General features: G+C 65.9%; 22 protein-coding genes. 3 read left to right on the top strand and 19 right to left on the bottom strand.

From position 1 onward, the window contains the following. Positions 1 to 140: 140 nt before the first annotated feature. Genes ACQR10_RS12560 through ACQR10_RS12550 form a run of 3 tightly spaced genes read right to left on the bottom strand, consistent with a single transcriptional unit; the run spans position 141 to position 3,304 of the window. Positions 141 to 1,475, bottom strand: a complete 1,335-nt coding sequence (locus ACQR10_RS12560; protein WP_315800957.1) for a replication-associated recombination protein A — start codon at positions 1,473 to 1,475, stop codon at positions 141 to 143. After that, positions 1,472 to 2,866 (bottom strand): DegQ family serine endoprotease, encoded by a 1,395-nt coding sequence (locus tag ACQR10_RS12555; RefSeq protein WP_315800958.1) that lies wholly within the window; start codon positions 2,864 to 2,866, stop codon positions 1,472 to 1,474. The genes ACQR10_RS12560 and ACQR10_RS12555 overlap by 4 nt, the downstream gene beginning before the upstream one ends. Before the next feature lie 60 nt (positions 2,867 to 2,926). Then, positions 2,927 to 3,304, bottom strand: a complete 378-nt coding sequence (locus tag ACQR10_RS12550) for a winged helix-turn-helix transcriptional regulator (RefSeq protein ID WP_315800959.1) — start codon at positions 3,302 to 3,304, stop codon at positions 2,927 to 2,929. 117 nt (positions 3,305 to 3,421) lie between these two features. Between ACQR10_RS12550 and ACQR10_RS12545 the strand changes: the two genes are divergently transcribed. Next, positions 3,422 to 4,438 carry a zinc-binding alcohol dehydrogenase family protein gene (locus ACQR10_RS12545; RefSeq protein WP_315800960.1) on the top strand — a complete coding sequence of 339 codons (1,017 nt, stop codon included), beginning with the start codon at positions 3,422 to 3,424 and terminating at the stop codon, positions 4,436 to 4,438. Between the two features lie 229 nt (positions 4,439 to 4,667). Here the strand turns inward: ACQR10_RS12545 and ACQR10_RS12540 are convergent, their stop codons facing one another. After that, entirely contained in the window at positions 4,668 to 5,063 is a 396-nt protein-coding gene (locus ACQR10_RS12540; RefSeq protein WP_316177125.1) for a hypothetical protein, read from the bottom strand. Between the two features lie 211 nt (positions 5,064 to 5,274). On the opposite strand from ACQR10_RS12540, the gene chrA reads away from it, so the two are divergent. Beyond that, positions 5,275 to 6,504, top strand: coding sequence for a chromate efflux transporter (chrA, locus tag ACQR10_RS12535; RefSeq protein ID WP_316216045.1), 1,230 nt, complete (start codon positions 5,275 to 5,277; stop codon positions 6,502 to 6,504). 81 nt (positions 6,505 to 6,585) lie between these two features. On the opposite strand, the gene ACQR10_RS12530 is transcribed toward chrA, so the two are convergent. Next, a complete protein-coding gene (locus ACQR10_RS12530; protein ID WP_316216044.1) occupies positions 6,586 to 6,882 on the bottom strand; it encodes a hypothetical protein in 297 nt (98 codons plus the stop codon). Between the two features lie 362 nt (positions 6,883 to 7,244). On the opposite strand from ACQR10_RS12530, the gene ACQR10_RS12525 reads away from it, so the two are divergent. After that, on the top strand, positions 7,245 to 8,708 hold the full coding sequence (locus ACQR10_RS12525; RefSeq protein WP_316216043.1) for a hypothetical protein: 1,464 nt from the start codon (positions 7,245 to 7,247) through the stop codon (positions 8,706 to 8,708). Positions 8,709 to 8,847: 139 nt separating this feature from the next. On the opposite strand, the gene ACQR10_RS12520 is transcribed toward ACQR10_RS12525, so the two are convergent. The 14 genes from ACQR10_RS12520 to rplF form a co-directional block, all read right to left on the bottom strand. Beyond that, entirely contained in the window at positions 8,848 to 10,185 is a 1,338-nt protein-coding gene (locus ACQR10_RS12520; protein ID WP_315800965.1) for a chloride channel protein, read from the bottom strand. A 21-nt stretch (positions 10,186 to 10,206) separates the two neighbouring features. Next, entirely contained in the window at positions 10,207 to 10,503 is a 297-nt protein-coding gene (locus tag ACQR10_RS12515; protein ID WP_316216042.1) for a DUF1330 domain-containing protein, read from the bottom strand. A gap of 8 nt (positions 10,504 to 10,511) precedes the next feature. Beyond that, on the bottom strand, positions 10,512 to 11,306 hold the full coding sequence (locus ACQR10_RS12510) for an SDR family NAD(P)-dependent oxidoreductase (RefSeq protein ID WP_434838347.1): 795 nt from the start codon (positions 11,304 to 11,306) through the stop codon (positions 10,512 to 10,514). 322 nt (positions 11,307 to 11,628) lie between these two features. Beyond that, positions 11,629 to 12,042, bottom strand: coding sequence for a 50S ribosomal protein L17 (gene rplQ / locus ACQR10_RS12505; RefSeq protein WP_006611863.1), 414 nt, complete (start codon positions 12,040 to 12,042; stop codon positions 11,629 to 11,631). A gap of 117 nt (positions 12,043 to 12,159) precedes the next feature. Further along, positions 12,160 to 13,191 (bottom strand): DNA-directed RNA polymerase subunit alpha, encoded by a 1,032-nt coding sequence (locus ACQR10_RS12500; protein WP_315800968.1) that lies wholly within the window; start codon positions 13,189 to 13,191, stop codon positions 12,160 to 12,162. Positions 13,192 to 13,303: 112 nt separating this feature from the next. Continuing rightward, the gene (gene rpsK, locus ACQR10_RS12495; protein ID WP_006611861.1) at positions 13,304 to 13,693 is read right to left on the bottom strand and encodes a 30S ribosomal protein S11; all 390 of its coding nucleotides are present in this window, start codon (positions 13,691 to 13,693) and stop codon (positions 13,304 to 13,306) included. Between the two features lie 129 nt (positions 13,694 to 13,822). Further along, positions 13,823 to 14,191 carry a 30S ribosomal protein S13 gene (gene rpsM, locus ACQR10_RS12490; RefSeq protein ID WP_315714555.1) on the bottom strand — a complete coding sequence of 123 codons (369 nt, stop codon included), beginning with the start codon at positions 14,189 to 14,191 and terminating at the stop codon, positions 13,823 to 13,825. Positions 14,192 to 14,386: 195 nt separating this feature from the next. Further along, complete coding sequence (locus tag ACQR10_RS12485) at positions 14,387 to 15,256, bottom strand: adenylate kinase (protein WP_434838348.1); 870 nt, start codon at positions 15,254 to 15,256, stop codon at positions 14,387 to 14,389. A gap of 84 nt (positions 15,257 to 15,340) precedes the next feature. After that, complete coding sequence (secY, locus tag ACQR10_RS12480; RefSeq protein WP_315714557.1) at positions 15,341 to 16,675, bottom strand: preprotein translocase subunit SecY; 1,335 nt, start codon at positions 16,673 to 16,675, stop codon at positions 15,341 to 15,343. 156 nt (positions 16,676 to 16,831) lie between these two features. Then, positions 16,832 to 17,317: a 50S ribosomal protein L15 gene (rplO, locus tag ACQR10_RS12475; protein WP_009031841.1), complete on the bottom strand. Its 486-nt coding sequence runs from the start codon at positions 17,315 to 17,317 to the stop codon at positions 16,832 to 16,834. Between the two features lie 11 nt (positions 17,318 to 17,328). Continuing rightward, a complete protein-coding gene (rpmD, locus tag ACQR10_RS12470) occupies positions 17,329 to 17,520 on the bottom strand; it encodes a 50S ribosomal protein L30 (RefSeq protein ID WP_006611856.1) in 192 nt (63 codons plus the stop codon). A 44-nt stretch (positions 17,521 to 17,564) separates the two neighbouring features. Continuing rightward, complete coding sequence (gene rpsE / locus ACQR10_RS12465) at positions 17,565 to 18,137, bottom strand: 30S ribosomal protein S5 (RefSeq protein WP_006611855.1); 573 nt, start codon at positions 18,135 to 18,137, stop codon at positions 17,565 to 17,567. Between the two features lie 48 nt (positions 18,138 to 18,185). Beyond that, positions 18,186 to 18,548 carry a 50S ribosomal protein L18 gene (gene rplR / locus ACQR10_RS12460; protein WP_006611854.1) on the bottom strand — a complete coding sequence of 121 codons (363 nt, stop codon included), beginning with the start codon at positions 18,546 to 18,548 and terminating at the stop codon, positions 18,186 to 18,188. 11 nt (positions 18,549 to 18,559) lie between these two features. Beyond that, positions 18,560 to 19,093, bottom strand: a complete 534-nt coding sequence (rplF, locus tag ACQR10_RS12455; RefSeq protein ID WP_172108074.1) for a 50S ribosomal protein L6 — start codon at positions 19,091 to 19,093, stop codon at positions 18,560 to 18,562. Position 19,094: the final 1 nt, after the last annotated feature.

Genomic DNA, 19,094 nt, shown 5'->3' with positions numbered 1-19,094 from the left:
TTTTGAGGTGTCAACCATGTCTCCGAACACCTGTCAGCCATGTCCCCGGGCTGAACACTGCGCTCGCAATGACGTGGAGAGAGCATGACGCAACATAAGCAGCGCGACACGCGGTGACAGAACGAGCGGCGTCGGGGCTCCTACCCACCCCGCTCCTTCCGCAGCTTGGCCCAATAATCCAGCCGCTTCCTGATCTCGCGCTCGAAGCCGCGCTCGGGGGGATCGTAGAACTGCTGGCGGCCGAGGGCGTCGGGGAAGTAGTCCTGGCCCGAAAACGCGTCCGGCGCATCGTGGTCGTACTGATAGCCCGCGCCGTAGCCTTCGCCCTGCATCAGCTTAGTCGGCGCGTTCAAGATGTGCTTTGGCGGCAGCAGCGAGCCGCCCTCCTTCGCCACGCGCTTGGCGGCGCCGAACGCCTTGTAGGCGGCGTTCGATTTTGGCGCGGTCGCGACGTAGATCACGGCCTGCGCGATCGCGAGCTCGCCCTCGGGAGAGCCCAGGAAATCATAGGCGTCCTTGGCGGCGTTGGCGATCACCAGCGCCTGGGGATCGGCGAGGCCGATGTCCTCCACCGCCATCCGAACGATGCGGCGAGCAAGGAACAGCGGATCCTCGCCGGCGTCGAGCATGCGGGCGAAGTAGTACAGCGCCGCATCCGGATCGGAGCCGCGCACCGATTTGTGCAGGGCCGAGATCAGGTTGTAGTGGCCGTCGGCCGATTTGTCGTAGATCGGCGCACGGCGCTGCAGGATGTCCTGCAACTGCACCGCGTTGAAGATCTCGTCCTTGCGCGCCGAGCGCCAGACTTCCTCGGCGAGCGTCAGTGCGGCGCGGCCGTCGCCGTCGGCCATGCGGATCAGCACGGCGCGCGCCTCGTCGTCAAGCGGCAGCTTGCGGCCCTCGGCGGCTTCCGCGTTGCTGTAGAGCTTCTCGATCGCGGCGGCATCGAGCGAGTGGAACACCAGCACGCGCGAACGCGACAACAAAGCGGCGTTGAGCTCGAACGACGGATTCTCGGTGGTGGCGCCGACCAGCACGACGGTGCCGTCCTCCATCACCGGCAGGAAAGAGTCCTGCTGCGCGCGGTTGAAGCGATGCACCTCGTCGACGAACAGCAGCGTGCCCTGCCCGGTCTCGCGTCGCGCGCGCGCGGCGTCGAAGACTTTCTTCAGGTCGGCGACGCCGGAGAACACCGCCGAGATCTGCTCGAAATGCAGCTCGGTAGCATCGGCCAGCAGCCGCGCCACCGTGGTCTTGCCGGTGCCAGGAGGGCCCCAGAAGATCAGCGAGCCTAGCGTGCGCGTCTCCAGCATGCGCGTCAGCGCGCCGTCGGGACCGAGGATGTGGTCCTGCCCGACGACGTCGGACAATTTGTGCGGGCGCAGCCGCTCCGGCAGCGGCCGCGGCGCATCGTGCTCCATCCCCGCCGCGGCGAAGAGGCTCGGGCCTCCCTGCTGGGGACGCTTCGGGCTCATCCGCCGAGCGTGACGTTGATCTGCTGGCCGCCGCGCAGCACGGTGATGCGCCAGATGCGCGCGGCCTCGCGCGACGCCTTGTCGAGGTCGGCGGTCTTGGCGATCTTCTGGTTGTTCACGGCCATGATCACGTCGCCCTTCTGGAAGCCGACATTGGCCGCGGTGGTGCCGTCGCCCGGCTCGAGCACGACCACGCCCTCGGTGTCGGCATCGAGATGCAGCTCATCGGCGACCGCCGGAGAGATGTTGGCGACCTTGGCGCCCTGGAACGGCGAGCGGCCGTTGATCACCATCTCGTTGCGTCCGGTGTCCGGCGCGGTCTCCAGCGCGACCGCGACCTTCACCGGCTTGCCGCCGCGCTGCAGCTCGATCTGCGCCGTGCCGCCGAGCGGCCGGGTCGCGAAGCGATAGTCGAACGCGTTCGGATCATCGACGGTCTGGCCGTCGATCGACACGATCAGGTCCGACGACTTGATGCCCGCCTTTGCCGCCGGGCTGTTCGCGACCACGGAGGCGACCAGCGCGCCGGTCGGCGAGCGCAGGCCGAGGCTCTCGGCGATCTCGGGCGTCACCGCCTGCAGCCGCGCGCCGAGCCACGGGCGCTTCACCGCCTTGCCGCCGCTCTTCGCCGAAGCCACGACCACGCGCACCATGTTGGCAGGGATCGCGAAGCCGATGCCCTGCGAGCCGCCGGACTTGGAATAGATCGCGGTGTTGATGCCGACGAGACGTCCGGTCATGTCCACCAGCGCGCCGCCGGAATTGCCGGGATTGATCGCGGCATCGGTCTGGATGAAGAACTGATAGTCGGTGATCCCGACCTGCGTGCGCGCCAGCGCCGACACGATGCCGTGGGTCACGGTCTGGCCGACGCCGAAGGGATTGCCGATCGCCAGCACGACGTCGCCGACCAGGAGATCATCGGAGTTGGCGAGGTCGAGCGTCGGAAACTGCTCCTTGGTGCCCTTCAGCTTGAGCACGGCCAGATCAGTGCGGCTGTCCTTCAGCACGATCTCGGCTTCGAACTCGCGCTTGTCGGCGAGCGAGACCTTCACCTCGTCGGCGCCCTCGATCACGTGCACGTTGGTGACGACGAGACCGGACGCATCGATCATCACGCCCGAGCCGAGCGAGCGCTGCATCTGCTCCTGCGGCCCGCCCTGCAGGCCGAAGAAGCGGCGGAAGATCGGATCGTCGAGAAAGGGATTGCGGTTCTGCACCACCTTGGCGGCATAGACGTTGACGACCGCCGGCTGCACGCGCTGCACGATCGGCGCATAGGACAGCCGCAGCTCGGCCGCGGACTGCGGCACGCGCCGGTCCTGCGCCGCGAGCGGAGTGGCTGCCAGCAGAGACAGCAGCAGGACCAGTGTGGAGCGAATCAACGTCATGCGAACAATCCTGGGAAAATGACGGCTTGGATATAGGCGGAACGGCCGCCGCGGCCAAGCTCAGGCGGCCTGATGCGGCGTTTTGATGGTCTCTGCAACGGGGCCGCAGGACAGCCGCTCCTGGTGCCGCTCGCCCCAGCTCCTGAGGACCTCGATCACCGGCCGCAGGCTCTCGCCGACCTCGGACAGGGTATAGTCCACCCGCGGCGGCACCTCGGCATAGACCTTGCGAACCACCAGCCCGTCGTCCTCGAGCGCCCGCAGCTGCTTGGTCAGCATGCGCTGGGTGATGCCGGGCATCAGGCGGCGCAGCTCGCCGAAGCGCCGGCTGCCGCCCTGCAGGTGGTAGAGGATCACGCCCTTCCACTTGCCGTCGATCAGATCGAGCGTGGCTTCGACCGCGCAGCCCGGACGGCGGGTGAAATTCTTCCGTTTCATCGCGTTTTGGCCCAATAGTATCCAAACGGGGACTAGTTCCCCATTTTTACAGTACTTGCTGAAATGACGCCAGAAGGACAAACAGATCCTATCGCCAAGCCAACCAGGAGGTTGTTCATGAAGGCCGTCGGATACCAGCAGTCGCTCCCCATCACCGAGGACCGCGCGCTGTTCGACTTCGAGACCGCCAAACCCGAGCCGAAGGGACGCGACATCCGCGTCGCAGTGAAGGCGGTGTCGGTCAATCCGGTCGACACCAAGGTGCGCAAGCGCGCCGCACCGCCCGCCGGCGAAACCAAGATCCTGGGCTATGACGCCGCTGGCGTGGTCGAGGCTGTCGGCCCGGACGTGAGCCTGTTCAAGCCCGGTGACGAGGTGTTCTACGCCGGCTCGATCCTGCGCCAGGGCACCAATGCCGAATTCCATCTGGTCGACGAGCGCATCGTCGGTCGCAAGCCGAAGAGCCTGTCGTTCGCCGAGGCCGCCGCCCTGCCCCTGACCTCGATCACCGCGTGGGAGCTGCTGTTCGACCGGCTCGGCGCCGTCCCCGGCAAGAGCCTCGATGACCGCACCTTGCTGATCACGGGCGCCGCCGGCGGCGTCGGCTCGATCCTGATCCAGCTGTCGCGCCGCCTCACCGGCCTGACCGTGCTCGCCACCGCCACCCGGCCCGAGTCGCGCGACTGGTGCCTGAAGCTCGGCGCCCACGCCGTGATCGACCATGGCAAGCCGATGAAGGCGCAGATCGACGCACTGAAGCTGCCGCCGGTCAGCCTCATCGCGAGCCTCACCCACACCGACCAGCACTACAAGGCGATCGCCGACTTCATGGCGCCGCAGGGCAAGTTCGGCCTGATCGACGATCCCGCCGAGTTCTCACTCGCAGCCTTCAAGGGCAAGGCGATCTCGATCCACTGGGAATCGATGTTCACGCGCTCCTCGTTCACGACGCCCGATATCATCGCGCAGCACAACCTGCTCAACGATGTCTCTGATCTCATCGACAAGGGCGTGATCCGCACCACCCTCGGCGACAACTACGGCACCATCAACGCCGCCAACCTCAAGCGCGCCCATGCGCTGATCGAGAGCAATAAGTCACGCGGCAAGATCGTGCTGGAGGGGTGGAGTTAAGTAATAGCGCTCATAGGGTGGGCAAAGGCGTGGCTCAGGTCTCTCCACGTTCGAGGTCGCGGTGGCGCCGTGCCCACCATCTCGCCGGTGCACTCGCTGACGGACGGTGGCACGCTGCCGCCTGACGGCGGCTGCTTTGCCCACCTACGGCACCGCCACCCTCAACTAACAAGCCCGCGCTTCATAGCTTTCCGTCATTGAGAGCGAAGCGGCAACGGCGTCCGGTCGCTCATTGCCGCGCTGGTCCCCAAGCGTAGGCCTCATCGGGAGTGCTGAACGCCCTGATCACCGGCTCGGAAAAGCCGAGCGCCTCGTAGCAGTACTCACTGCCGACGAAACTGAAATGCCGGGGTCGACGGCCGACCGGATCGATCGCCTCATAGGCATTCAACAAGGCCGATTGCTCGGCCTCCTTGATATAGACGCCGCCGTCGTACACGACGGTGTCGGCGCCATGCGCCGACACCGCGTAAGCGACCTCTTCGAACCCGGCATAGATCTGGCACGCGATCTCGATGCCGTAGGCGCGCAAACCGGGCGGCGATGCCACGACGATCAGGTGAAGCACGCCGCGCCAGAGACCTTGATCGAAGACCGCAGGCGGTCGTTCGATGCCGTCGATCATCGAAGGGTAAGGACGCCATTTGATGGAAGGGTCCGGAAACAAGAAACCTCCAGGCAGATCTTGATCATGGATCATAGCGCGGCATGTAGGGGCTGCATATTCGCCCTGCATTCGATAATTCGGAGGGCTGCGAGGCCATGATGGGCGAGGACTGGCCGGCCGGGCCGATCTCCTTTAACGAAGCGTGACATTCGCATCTGGAACGGCGTCCGTGAGCAGCCTCGAGCAAGAGACCCATTCGTCCGCCGATCACGGCCCGCGCAGCGGATCGCCGCTCGAGGTCCTCAGCATCTTCCTCAAGCTCGGCCTCGCCTGCTTCGGCGGGCCGATTGCCCATATCGGCTATTTCCGCGACGAGTTCGTCGTCAGGCGAAAATGGATCGACGAGCATGCCTATGCCGATCTGGTCGGGCTGTGCCAGTTCCTGCCCGGTCCCGCCAGCAGCCAGGTCGGCTTCTCCATCGGGCTGATGCGCGCCGGCTATCTCGGTGCGCTCGCGGCCTGGACCGGCTTCACTTTGCCGTCGGCCGCCGTGCTCATCCTGTTCGCCTATGGTGCGGGCCGATTGAATGGACCGATCGGCAGCGGCCTGCTGCACGGGCTGAAGCTGACCGCAGTCGCCATCGTCGCACAGGCGGTCTGGGGCATGGCGCGCACGCTCTGTCCCGATCGCACGCGCGCCTCGATCGCGGTCGCCGCAACGTTGATCATTCTGCTCAGTTCGGCCTCGGCCGCGCAGATCGGGGCCATCGTGCTCGGCGGACTCGCCGGCCTCTGGCTGTGCCGCGGCGAGGCGGCGCCGTCGGGACACGTCGCGATCCCGGTGTCGCGGAGCGTGGGGTTCATGGCGCTCGTGCTGTTCGTCGTCCTGTTGGCGGGACTTCCGCTGCTGCGCGGCTCAACGGGATCGACGCCGCTTGCCTTGTTCGACGCGTTCTATCGCTCCGGCGCGCTCGTGTTCGGCGGTGGACATGTGGTGCTGCCGCTGTTGCGCGAAGCCTTCGTCGGACCAGGCTGGCTGAGCGACGACGCCTTTCTCGCCGGCTACGGTGCAGCGCAGGCCGTCCCGGGCCCGCTCTTCACCTTCGCCGCCTATCTCGGCACCGTGGTCGCTCCGGAGCCGCATGGGATCATCGGGGCCGCGCTCGGTCTCCTCGGAATCTTCCTTCCGGGCATGCTGGTCCTGCTCGCCGCGCTGCCGTTCTGGGACTCGTTCCGCAAGCGCGCCGGCGCCCAGGCCATGATGCGGGGTGTCAACGCTGCGGTCGTCGGTGTGCTGGGAGCAGCCCTGTACAACCCGGTCTGGACAACAACCGTCCATAACGCGGCAGATTTTGGCATCGCGCTGGTCGGTTTCGTCCTCTTGGTCGCCTGGCGCGCGCCGCCGCTCGTCGTGGTGACGTTCAGCGCCATTGCCGGCGTCGCGGCCGCGCTGGTGTAAGCGGCGGTGCCGCCGCATCACATGTGGTTGGCAAAGCGCCGCCGAAGCGGCGCTCTGCCCCCAGCGAGCTGCCGTGCGCGGCTAATTATGCTTCTTCCAGAAGATGCGCGCGCCCTGCACGGATTGCGCGACGTTGATGCGTGCACGCTCGAACGGCGTCACCATGCCGTCGGCCTTGGCCTTGTTTTCCAGCTTCTGCACGTGGATCTGGCCGCGGACGAGCTGCTGCGCCTCCGGATAGGTCAGCCGCCCGCTCACGATGCCATTGTAGATGCGATGTGACTGGTTGCGCTGACGCGCATCGATCAGCGGCGTGCCCGCAAGGCTTGCGCCCGACGTCAGCGCGAGCAGCAACACAGCGGCCATGATGGACTTCATTTCACTCTCCTGTGGTTGTCGTCCACCGGCGTGAAGACGTCATTGTCCGCACTCGTCCAGCGAACGGCCGCCAGGATGCGCGCGATCGGCCGTGTCGACCGTGCCCGGGCTCACACGCGGCCGTGTCGTCCGATGACGACGAATGCTGCAGTGATCGATCGTCGGGTGGAGCCGCATGTCACACCGCGGGGGCCTCCGCAAAAAAATTGCGGCTTGCGTGAGCTGCCGGTCTTGCAAATCTCACCTTTGGGTGCATGTTCGCCGCGCACTATTTTTGAATGAATCATTTTTAACAATCATTGGCGACGCATGGCGGCGAGACCAACAGCCCATCCCAGCGCGCACATCCATGGAGACCGGCCATGAGAACGATTCAGTGGCTCATGCTCACTTTCGCGACGACCGTCACCGCAAGCGGCCTTGCCGGCGCCCTCAGCCCTGCGAGCGCCGCCCCGCCTCCGCCGGCGAAGAACTGCCCGGCCTTCGGCTGGTCGGAGGGACTTGGCAGTTATCTCAAGCCGGACGCCGCCTTCCCCACCTCCGACACCAAGACCATCCCGACGCCGGACTGCAATTTCCATCAATGGTCGTGGGAGGCGTTCGTCTGGGCGACGGCTCTGGTGAAGGATTCGGGCTCCGGCGCCGCCGTGCCGCGGTTCATGACCTTGGCGACGCCCGACGAGTTGCTCAACAACGCCGAGAATGCCGGCGCCCCACGGCCGCGCCCGCTGACCTTGGCGGCCCGTGCCCAGGTCTTCCACGGCATGGCCGGCTTCACCGAAGGCGCCGGCGCCATCGTCGAAGCCGACGGCAACATGCTGGTCGCGCAGAACGGCTATCCCGTCTACGCCTCGGTTCACATGAACCAGAGCTATTTCAACACCGCGCGCAAGAACCTGATCGCGACCGGCGGCTACCAGAGCCAGCCGGCAGATTCCTCCTTTGCCGTGGGCGATGCAGTGTTCAAGGCGACGTGGCTGCGGCTCGACCCCGGCCAGGCGCCGCCCGCGGGCGCCTATACGACCCAGGCACAGGTGCCGGTGCTGGAGAACAACGTCACCCCCGGCCTGATCACGATCCGGCCGGCGCCCGGCAAATTCGTCACGGTGACGGTGGCGCTGGTCGGCCTGCACGTCGTCGGCTACACCGAGAACCACCCTGAATTCCTGTGGGGCACGTTCGAGCTGAAGAACAACTCGCCGCAGACGCCGGACAACACCTTCGCGCCCTCGGCAAGCCGCTCGGATCCGAAGAGCTATACGCTCTACAAGGGCGGCACGCCGTTCTCGCAGGTCAACATCGCAGCATCACCCGGCGCCAACCGGCCGCAACTGCGGCTCGATCCGGCGACCCAGAAGCTGACGCCGGTGACCAACGTCGTGCTCGAGAACCAGACCGGCGGCGAGAACCAGCCCAACGGCGTCGGCAACATCTTCGCGATCACGGCGCAAGCCCAGGGCTTTCTCTCCAGCCTGAAGGGCCCGCAATCGACGTTCGCGAGCTACGCCCTCGACGGCACCGTCTGGATGCTCCCCAACTCGTACAATCTGAACAGCAACCAGACCAGCGCCGTCGGCTCGGTCAATCTCGCCAACGCCACCGCCGAGACCTTCGTGCAGAACGCCGACAACACGCCGATCAAGAACGTGCTGAACTGCTTCCTGTGCCACAACCCGACGTCCTATTCGTTCCAGACGCCGCCGCCGGCCAAGCTGCCGAACCGGCTGATCGCGCTCAGCCACGTGCTGTCGATCGGCTCGCCCTACGAGGTGCCGAACTCGATCTCCGGCCGGCTCCTGATGCGGCCGGATCCGTTCAGGAAGTAGATCGACGACGCTTGTGCGGCGGTGCCGGCAACGGGGCCGCCGCCGTTTCGAGCCGATGGCAGATCTCAGGATCTGCCATCAAGCGATTGAACCGACGCCGGCTATCGGCGCGCTCCGAACCGCTGCTTGAGCGCTGGGGTCAGGATGGCGCGGCAACCTGCTTCGGCTCCTGCGCTGCCTCAGCCTTCGTCTCAGCTCTGGCGACGAAGCCCTTGGCAAGCGCGTGATAGAGCCCCTCCTCGCAGATCAGGCGCGAGGTGCCGTAGGCGATCAGCGACGCCATCATCAGCGGCACCACCATGGCGTGGTTGTCGGTCATCTCGGTGACGATGACGAAGGCGGTGATCGGCGCCTGCACCACGCCCGCGAAATAGGCGACCATGCCGAGCAGCATGATCGGCGCCAGCGGCGACTGCTGGAACAGGCTGGCGACGTTGGCGCCGATGCCCGCCCCGACCGCCAGCGACGGCGCGAAGATGCCGCCGGGAATGCCGCTGATCGCGGCAAAGGTGGTGGCGAGGAATTTCAGCACGCCGAAATCGCTCGGCAGCGGCGTGCCGGTCTCCAGCGCGCCTTTCACCTGTGCATAGCCGGTGCCGTAGACCGTATCGCCCGAGGCCAGCCCGCACAGCGCGACGGCAAAGCCGCAGGCGAGCGCGAACGGCAGCGGGTGGCGTTTGATGAGGCGGCCGCCAGCGCCGGGCAGTCCGCGCGCCATGGTGATCAGGATGCGGCTGAACAGGCCGCCGGCGGCGCCGCCCAGGACCCCGCAGACGGGCACCGCCAGCCAGTCGATGCCCTTGCCGAGCGCGATCGGCGTCGTGCCGAAATAGGCGTAATTGCCCATCAGGGCCAGCGAGGTCAGGCCCGCGGCGATCACGGTGGCGATGATGAGGCTCGAGGTCCGCGTCTCGAAGGCACGACTCATCTCCTCGATGCCGAACACGATGCCGGCGAGCGGTGTGTTGAAGGCGGCCGCGACCCCCGCGGCGGCGCCGGCCAGGATCAAGCCCGGCTGCCGCCGCGGCGATAGCCGGCCGAGCGCGAACATGATGGAGGCGCCGACCTGCACTGTCGGGCCCTCGCGGCCGACCGAGCCGCCGCACAGCAGCCCCAGCAGGGTCAAGAGCACCTTGCCGATGGCGATGCGGATCGACACCAGCGGGCTGCGCGCGCTCGTGTCGGTCAGGTGCCGAGCGGCGATCGCCTGAGGGATGCCGCTGCCTTGCGCGTTCGGGAAGAAGCGCTGGGTCAGGTAGACCGACAGCGCGAAGCCGGCGGGCGTCACGATCAGTGAGGCGTAGCGTGATTTCGACAGCAGCCAGTTGAAGGCGAGCTGGGCCAGGTCGGCGAGCTCCGCCAGGGCCACGGCCGCCGCGCCCACCACCAGGCCGCCGGCCACGAACAGCACCCGCCGCTGCCAGCGCGCCGAGGTCAGCTTGAGCCAACGCTTGCGGCGGGGGGTGATGGTCAGCATGGGCGCAACGGAGTCCGTTCTCTACGCAGGTGCAGCACCCTCGACGAAAATCAGCCGGCGGTCCAGCGCCTTCCCGCGCTCGCCCAGGGCGTCGGCGTATTCGGCCGACGCATACCATTCGCGCAGCCGGGCCATCGACGGGAACTCGACGATGATGAGGGTCTTGGCCGGCGGACCGCCTTCGACCGTCTCGGAGATCCCGCCGCGGACCAGATAGCGCCCGCCATACTGCGCGATCGAGCGCGCCGCGAGCATGCGGTAGCGCTCCATCGCTTGGGCGTCGCGAACCTCGGCCTCGGAGATGACGTAAGCCGCCATGGCCGGCCTCAGGCGATGGTGTCGAGGATGCCGCCCTCGGCGCGTAGCGCGGCTCCGTTGGTGGCAGAGGCCTGCTGCGAGGCGGCATAGACGACCATGTTGGCGATCTCGTCGACGCTGGCGAAGCGCTGCAGCAGCGAGGCTGGCCGGTGCTGCTTGACGAAGGACGAGGCCGCCTCCTCCTCCGACTGGCCGTTCTGGCGGGCGAGATCCCTCACAAAGGTCTCGACGCCTTCCGACATCGTCGGACCCGGAAGCACGGCATTGACTGTGACGCCGGTGCCGCGGGTCAGCTTGGCAAGCCCGCGCGAGATCGCGAGTTGGGCGGTCTTGGTCGTGCCGTAGTGGATCATCTCGGTCGGAATGCTCACCCCGGACTCCGAGGAAATGAAGATGATGCGGCCCCAGTTGCGCTTCAGCATGCCCTGCATGTAGGCGCGTGCCATGCGCACGCCGGACATCACGTTGGTCTCGAAGAAGCGGCTCCAATCCTCGTCGGGAATGTCGAAGAAGTCCTTGGGCTCGAAGATGCCGGCATTGTTGACGAGGATGTCGACCTCGGGGAGCGCGGTGACGATGGCATTGCAGCCGTCGATCCGAGCGACGTCGCCGACGACGCCGCGCAGCCGGGCGGCCGGGACAAGCTGCTTGAGCTTCGCGACCGTCTCGTCGACCCGGGCTTGGCTGCGACCATTGATGACGACCTCCGCGCCGGCCGCGGCCAGCCCCTTGGCGATGGCAAAGCCGATGCCGGCGGTCGAACCCGTGACGAGGGCGGTCTTTCCCGAGAGGTCGATGTGCATGAGCAGCTCTCCGTTGTGCTGAAGCAACGGATGTGGGGCGTCGTCGCGCCAACGCAACGCAGAGCTGATCCTCGAGAAGAACGGTGAATGGCGCGGGCAAATGCCGCCGGCGGCCTCCGTAGGGTGAGCAAAGCGGCCGCCGAAGGCGGCGGCGGGCCCACCATCGATCGACGAATTCTCGGTGAGATGGCGGGCGCGGCGCCGCCAAGAGCACGTGCGAGGCGACGGCGTCGACCCGTCTTTGCCCACCCTAGAAGCGACCACCCTCAAACGAAAACGGCGCCCGAAGGCGCCGTTCTGAAAACTCGGGTCGGATCGCCGCTTACGCGGCTTCCGAGGTCTCCTGCACCGGGCCGGAATCCTGCCCCTTGGCATCGACGTCGCGGTCGACGAACTCGATCACGGCCATCGCGGCGTTGTCGCCGTAGCGGAAGCCGGCCTTGATGATGCGGGTGTAGCCGCCGTTGCGGTCCTTGTAGCGGGGCGCCAGCACGTCGAACAGCTTCTTGACCTGGTCGACGTCGCGCATCTCGGCGATCGCCTGACGGCGCAGCGCGAGTCCGCCCTTCTTGCCGAGGGTGACGAGCTTCTCGACGATCGGCCGCAGCTCCTTGGCCTTCGGCAGCGTGGTGACGATCTGCTCGTGCTTGATCAGCGCGGCGCACATGTTAGCGAACATCGCCTTGCGGTGCTCGGCGGTGCGGTTGAGCTTCCGATGAACCTTGCCGTGACGCATAGTGTTAGTCCTTCATTTCAATCTGCCGCGACGGTTCGTCGGACATGTTGCTCAGGTGGGCTGCCTGCGTTCGCCCGGGTGGTTACGGTGGCGGGTAGGACCCTACCCGCCCGCCGCTCAGTAGTGATCCTCGAAGCGCTTGGCCAGCTCGTCGATGTTCTCCGGCGGCCAGCCGGGCACTTCCATGCCGAGATGCAGACCCATCTGGGCCAGCACTTCCTTGATCTCGTTCAGCGATTTGCGGCCGAAGTTCGGGGTGCGCAGCATTTCCGCTTCCGACTTCTGCACGAGGTCGCCGATATAGACGATGTTGTCGTTCTTCAGGCAGTTCGCCGAACGCACCGACAGCTCAAGCTCGTCCACCTTCTTGAGGAAGGCCGGGTTGAAGGCGAGGTCCGGGATGATCTCCTGAGCGACTTCCTTGCGCGGCTCTTCGAAGTTGACGAACACGTTGAGCTGATCCTGCAGGATGCGCGCGGCATAGGCCACCGCGTCCTCCGGCGAGATCGCGCCGTTGGTCTCGATCGTCATGGTCAGCTTGTCGTAGTCGAGGATCTGGCCCTCGCGGGTGTTCTCGACCTTGTAGGAGACCTTGCGGACCGGAGAGAACAGGCTGTCGACCGGGATCAGGCCGATCGGCGCGTCCTCGGGACGGTTACGATCGGCGGCGACATAGCCCTTGCCGGTCGCGACCGTGAACTCCATGCGGATCTCGGCGCCCTCGTCCAGAGTGCAGAGCTGCAGGTCGGGGTTCAGAACGACGATATCGCCGACGGTCTGGATGTCGCCGGCGGTGACCGCGCCCGGACCCTGCTTCTTCACGACCATCCGCTTCGGGCCTTCGCCCTGCATCTTGATCGCGATGTCCTTGATGTTCAGCACGATGTCGGTGACGTCCTCGCGGACACCGGCGATCGAGGAGAACTCGTGCAGCACGCCGTCGATGTGCACCGACTGCACAGCGGCGCCCTGCAACGACGACAGCAGGATGCGGCGCAGCGCATTGCCGAGCGTCTGGCCGAAACCGCGCTCCAGCGGCTCGGCAACCACGGTGGCGAAACGGGTCGCGTCGGAGCCCGGCGTGACCTGGAGCTTGTTCGGCCGAATCAATTCTTGCCAATTCTTCTGGATCGTCACTGTTTCACCCATGGGCCAGTCATGGGATCTGACTGACTGGCGTTGGAGAACCGCGCTTCAGATCGCGGCAGTCGAAATGTCTCAAAAGCACGACGAGGCGGACATGCTGTCCGCCTCTTTCAGATTAGACGCGCCGACGCTTGCGCGGGCGGCAACCATTGTGCGGGATCGTCGTCACGTCGCGGATCGAGGTGACGGTGAAACCCGCAGCCTGCAGCGCACGGAGCGCCGATTCACGGCCGGAGCCAGGGCCGGCAACCTCGACCTCGAGGGTGCGCATGCCGTGTTCCTGAGCCTTCTTGGACACGTCCTCCGCCGCGACCTGCGCGGCATACGGGGTCGACTTGCGCGATCCCTTGAACCCCATCGTGCCGGCCGACGACCAGGCAATAGTGTTGCCCTGCGCATCGGTGATGGTGATGGTGGTGTTGTTGAACGACGAATTCACGTGGGCGACGCCGGAGGCGATGTTCTTGCGCTCACGACGGCGGACGCGTGCGGCTTCCTTGGCCATATAAGTACCTTTCTCGAGATCTCAACGCCGCCGTAGTGCCAGCGGCTACACCAGAAAGGCGAATGGTGAATAGCGAGTAGCGAATAGGGATCGCCCCTATCCGCCACCCGCCATCAGCAGTTCGCCAGATTACTTCTTCTTGCCGGCAATCGCCTTGGCCGGTCCCTTGCGCGTGCGCGCATTGGTGTGGGTGCGCTGGCCGCGCACCGGCAGACCGCGGCGATGGCGCAGGCCGCGATAGCAGCCGAGGTCCATCAGACGCTTGATGTTGATGCCGGTCTCGCGCCGCAGGTCGCCCTCGACGACGTAGTCGCGGTCGATGATTTCGCGGATCTGCAGGACTTCCTGGTCGCTCAGCTGGTTGACGCGACGATCCTCGGCGATCTTGACCTTGTCAATGATCTCGCCCGCGATCTTCGGGCCGATGCCATGGATATACTGGAGCGCGATCAGAACGCGCTTGTTGGTCGGGATGTTGACACCGGCAATACGGGCCACGGACTTCTCTCCTGTCACCGATCCCAGGATGGACCGGCCTTCGTTCTCGCTATCTCGGGCAGGCGTCCGCAAACGCGAACAAGACGCCCACCCCTCGATTCGTGGGGCCCGGCATCTTTGGAAAACCATCCGACTTGGATGCGGGCTTATTAATGGATTCACACGGCGGTCGTCAACCGCCCCTACAAGATTCGATCACCTCTTGGCGCGCTTTTTTGCAGCCTTTGCAGAGGTTTTCCGGGTTCCCTTGGCCGCCTTGGCAGCGGGCTTGGGAGCCTTCTTCGAGGCCTTGGAGGCTTTCTTGGGGGCCGCCTTTGCTCCCTTTTTGGCTGTCTTTGCGGCCTTTTTCGTCGGCGCAGGCGCCTTCGGAGCCTTTTTAGCGACCTTCTTGGCCGATTTGGCCGGCGCGGTCTTCCCCGCAGCCTTGGCACTGCGCTTGGCCGGGCTCGCCTTCTTCGCCGCCCGGCTGCCGCCGGTGTTACCGACGGCGGCCAGGATCCGTCCGATCTCCTCGGTGACCTGCTCGATCGGCATCATGCCGTCGACGGTCGCCAGCATCCGGTGGTCCGAATAATAGTGGATCAGAGGCTCGGTCTGGTCGCGGTAGCTGGCCAGGCGCTTGGTCAGGACCTCCGGCGTATCATCGGCCCGCACAGCCTCGCCGCGCGCGCGGGTCTCGGCGGCCCGGCGCTCGACGCGCTCAAGCAGCACGCCCTCATTGACCCGGAGCTCGATCACCGCGTCGAGCTTCATCTGCTTCTGCTTCAGCAGCGCATCCAGCGCCTCCGCCTGCGGCACCGTGCGCGGGAAGCCGTCAAGGATGAAGCCATTGGCAGCGTCCGGCTGCTCGATCCGGTCCGCGATGATGCCGACCACGACCTCGTCAGGCACCAGACCGCCCGCCGCCATGATGTCCTTCGCCTTGAGCCCGATCGGCGTCTGAGCGGCGACCGCGGCGCGCAGCATGTCGCCGGTCGACAGCTGAACGATGCCGTATTGCTGGACCAGGCGCTGCGCCTGCGTCCCCTTGCCCGAACCGGGCGGCCCCAGAAGAATGAGTCTCATCGAATTTCGCCCCCCGGCACACGGTGAGCGACCCTCCCGCACACCTTGTTCTTGGCTTGGTGGTTCCCGGGCCGCGATCCGCCGCTATCCGCGGCGGCGCCCCCGCAACTTCGACTTCCTGATCAGCCCCTCATACTGATGGGCGAGCAGATAACCCTGAACCTGCGCCACGGTATCCATCGTAACGCTGACCACGATCAGAAGCGAAGTGCCACCAAAGTAGAACGGGACGGAAGCGTAGGAAATCAGAATTTCCGGGATCAGACACACGATCGCCAGATAGATGGCGCCGAGCACGGTGATCCGCGACAGCACGTAATCGATATATTCCGCGGTGCGCTCGCCCGGCCTGATGCCCGGGATGAAGCCGCCATGCTTCTTCAGATTGTCGGCGGTCTCGGTCGGGTTGAACACGATCGCGGTGTAGAAGAAGGCGAAGAACAGAATCAGCGCCAGATACAGCACCAGGAACAGCGGCCGGCCATGGCCGAGCTGGGTGGTGATCCACTGGAACCACTCGGGTCCCTTGCCGGCGTTGAAATTGGCGACCGTGGTCGGCAGCAGCAGCAGCGACGAGGCGAAGATCGGCGGGATCACGCCCGATGTGTTCAGCTTCAGCGGCAGATGCGAGGACTGGCCCTCGAACATCTTGTTGCCGACCTGGCGCTTCGGATACTGGATCAGGAGCCGGCGCTGGGCGCGCTCCACGAACACGATGAAGGCGATCACGGCAACCGCCATCACGATGACGATCAGGATCAGGCCGGTCGACAGCGCGCCCTGGCGGCCGAGTTCCAGCATGTTGGCGAGTGCAGAGGGCAGCTCCGCGACGATGCCGGACAGGATGATCAGCGAGATGCCGTTGCCGATGCCGCGCGAGGTGATCTGCTCGCCGAGCCACATCAGGAACATGGTGCCGCCGGTCAGCGTGATCGCGGTCGAGAGGCGGAAGAACAGGCCGGGATCGGCGACGACGTTGCCGGCGCCTTCGAGGCCGACGGCGATGCCGTAGGACTGCACGGCAGCCAGGATCACCGTCAGATAGCGGGTGTACTGGTTCAGCATCTTGCGGCCAGCCTCCCCCTCTTTCTTGAGGGCTTCGAGCTGGGGCGAGACGGTGGTGAGCAGCTGAATGATGATCGATGCCGAGATGTACGGCATGATGTTCAGCGCGAAGATCGCCATGCGGTGAATGCCGCCGCCGGCGAACATGTTGAACATGCCGAGAATGCCGCCGGCCTGGGTGCGGAACACCGAGTCCCAGATGTTCGGGTCGATGCCGGGCAGCGGAATGTAGGTGCCGAGGCGGTAGACCAGCAGCGCGCCGAGGGTGAACCAAATGCGCTTCTTCAGCTCATCGGCCTTCGCGAGCGCGCCGAAATTGAGGTTTGCCGCCAGTTGTTCCGCTGCTGAGGCCATGTCTAGCTTTCTCCCGCCGCCCTTCTTGACCGCATCAGCCCCGCGAGGGCTCGCGAGGCTTGGGCAGACGTCGGATATTATCTGGTACGCGAGCGCGTTCTGTCCATTGCCCTGCCCTCTCCAGCACAAGCCGGCAGCAGGGCAATGACGCAGATGTTACGCCGCCTCGCCTTCGTCCTTGGCTGGCGCCAGGAGCTTGACGGTGCCGCCGGCCTTCTCGACCGCCGCGATCGCCGACTTCGAGGCACCATGCACCTCGATGTTGATCTTGGCCTTGAGCTCGCCGCGGCCGAGCAGACGCACGCCGTCCTTGGCGCGACGCAGCGCACCGGACTTCACGAGGGACTCGGCGTTGATCACGCTGCCGGCATCGAGCTTCTTGGCATCGATCGCCTGCTGGATCCGGTCGAGATTGATCTCGACGAAATCGAGCGCGAAGATGTTGTTGAAGCCGCGCTTCGGCAGACGGCGATGCATCGGCATCTGACCGCCTTCGAAGCCCTTGATGCGCACGCCGGAGCGCGCGGTCTGGCCCTTGCCGCCACGGCCCGAGGTCTTGCCCTTGCCGGAGCCGATGCCGCGGCCGACGCGCATGCGCTTCTTGCGCGCGCCGGCGTTGTCGGCGATATCGCTGAGCTTCATCGCCCTTCTCCTTACTTCTCGTCGACGATGCGGACGAGATGATGAACCTTGGTGATCATGCCGCGGACCGCCGGCGTATCCGGCAGCTCGGTCACGCGGCCGATCTTGTTGAGCTTCAACCCGATCAGCGTCTCGCGCTGCGAGTGATGCCGGCGGATCGGGCTGCCGATCTGCTCGATCTTGATCGTCTTGGCGCTAGCCATGGTCTTCACTCCGAGATGCGCCGGCCAGAGGCGGCGCGCGTTCGTTAGTCGGCAGCTGCCTCGGCATCGCCACCGACGCGGCGGGCCTGCAGGGTCGACACCTTGATGTTGCGGCGCGCGGCAACCGAGCGCGGTGAATCCTGGTGCTTCAGCGCGTTGAAGGTCGCGCGCACCATGTTGTACGGGTTGGACGAGCCGATCGACTTCGCCACCACGTCCTGGATGCCCAGCGTCTCGAACACGGCGCGCATCGGGCCGCCGGCGATGATGCCGGTACCGGCCGGAGCCGCACGCAGATAGACGCGGCCCGCACCGTGACGACCGAAGATGTCGTGGTGCAGGGTCCGGCCCTCGCGCAGCGCGACGCGGGTCAGGTTGCGCTTGGCGGAGTCCGTCGCCTTGCGGATCGCCTCCGGCACTTCGCGTGCCTTGCCGTGGCCGAAGCCGACCCGGCCCTTCTGATCGCCGATCACGACGAGCGCCGCAAAGCCGAAGCGCTTACCGCCCTTCACGACCTTCGCGACTCGGTTGATGTGGACGAGCTTGTCGACGAACTCGCTGTCGCGCTCCTCGCGCTCCTTGCGATCGCGACCGCCTCGTTCCCGTTCACCTGCCATGGTGCTATCCAATCTTCTGAGGGGCTCTCGCGCCCATATCCATTGATGTTAGAAGCTCAGCCCGCTCTCGCGCGCCGCGTCGGCCAGGGCCTTGACGCGACCGTGATAGAGATAGCCGCCGCGATCGAACACGACTTCCTTGATCCCCGCCTTCACCGCGCGCTCGGCGAGCAGCTTGCCCACCGCCTTCGCCGCATCGATGTCGGCACCGGTGTTGCCGGCCGAGCGCATCTCCTTCTCCATCGACGACGCGGAGGCGAGCGTCTCGCCCTTCTGATCGTCGATGACCTGAGCGTAGATGTGCTTCGACGAACGGAACACCGACAGGCGTGGACGGCCGCCGGCGGAGCGGCGCAGCGACAGCCTCACGCGCTGCTTGCGCCGGGCATTCGTAACCTTTGCTCTCGACATGTCCGGCTCCGTTACTTCTTCTTGCCTTCCTTGCGGAAGATGAATTCACCCGCGTACTTCACGCCCTTGCCCTTGTAGGGCTCCGGCGGCCGGTAGGCGCGGATTTCGGCGGCCACCTGGCCGACGCGCTGCGGGTCGATGCCCGTGACCGTGATCTCGGTCGGCTTCGGCACCGCGATCGTGATGCCCTCCGGGATCTGGTAGACGACGTCATGGCTGTAGCCGAGCGCGAGCTGCAGGTTCTTGCCCTGCATCGCGGCGCGGTAGCCGACGCCGGTGATCTCGAGCTTCTTCTCGAAGCCCTTGGTCACGCCTTCGACCAGGTTGGCGATCTGGGCGCGCGCGGTGCCGTACAGCGACCGGGCGCGCTTGGTCTCGGCGCGCGGAGCAACCTTGACCTGGCCGTTCTCGAACTTCACGTCCACGTCGTCATGGACGATGAACTGAAGCTGGCCCTTCGGCCCCTTCATCTTGACGGTCTGTCCGTCGACGGAGGCCGTCACTCCGGACGGCACCGCCACAGGCTTCTTGCCAATACGTGACATG

Source organism: Bradyrhizobium sp. HKCCYLRH2060 (assembly GCF_051168135.1).
In the GTDB taxonomy this organism is placed as follows: domain Bacteria; phylum Pseudomonadota; class Alphaproteobacteria; order Rhizobiales; family Xanthobacteraceae; genus Bradyrhizobium.
Note: the sequence above shows the minus strand (reverse complement) of the source record. Positions and strands in the feature narration are given on the sequence as shown.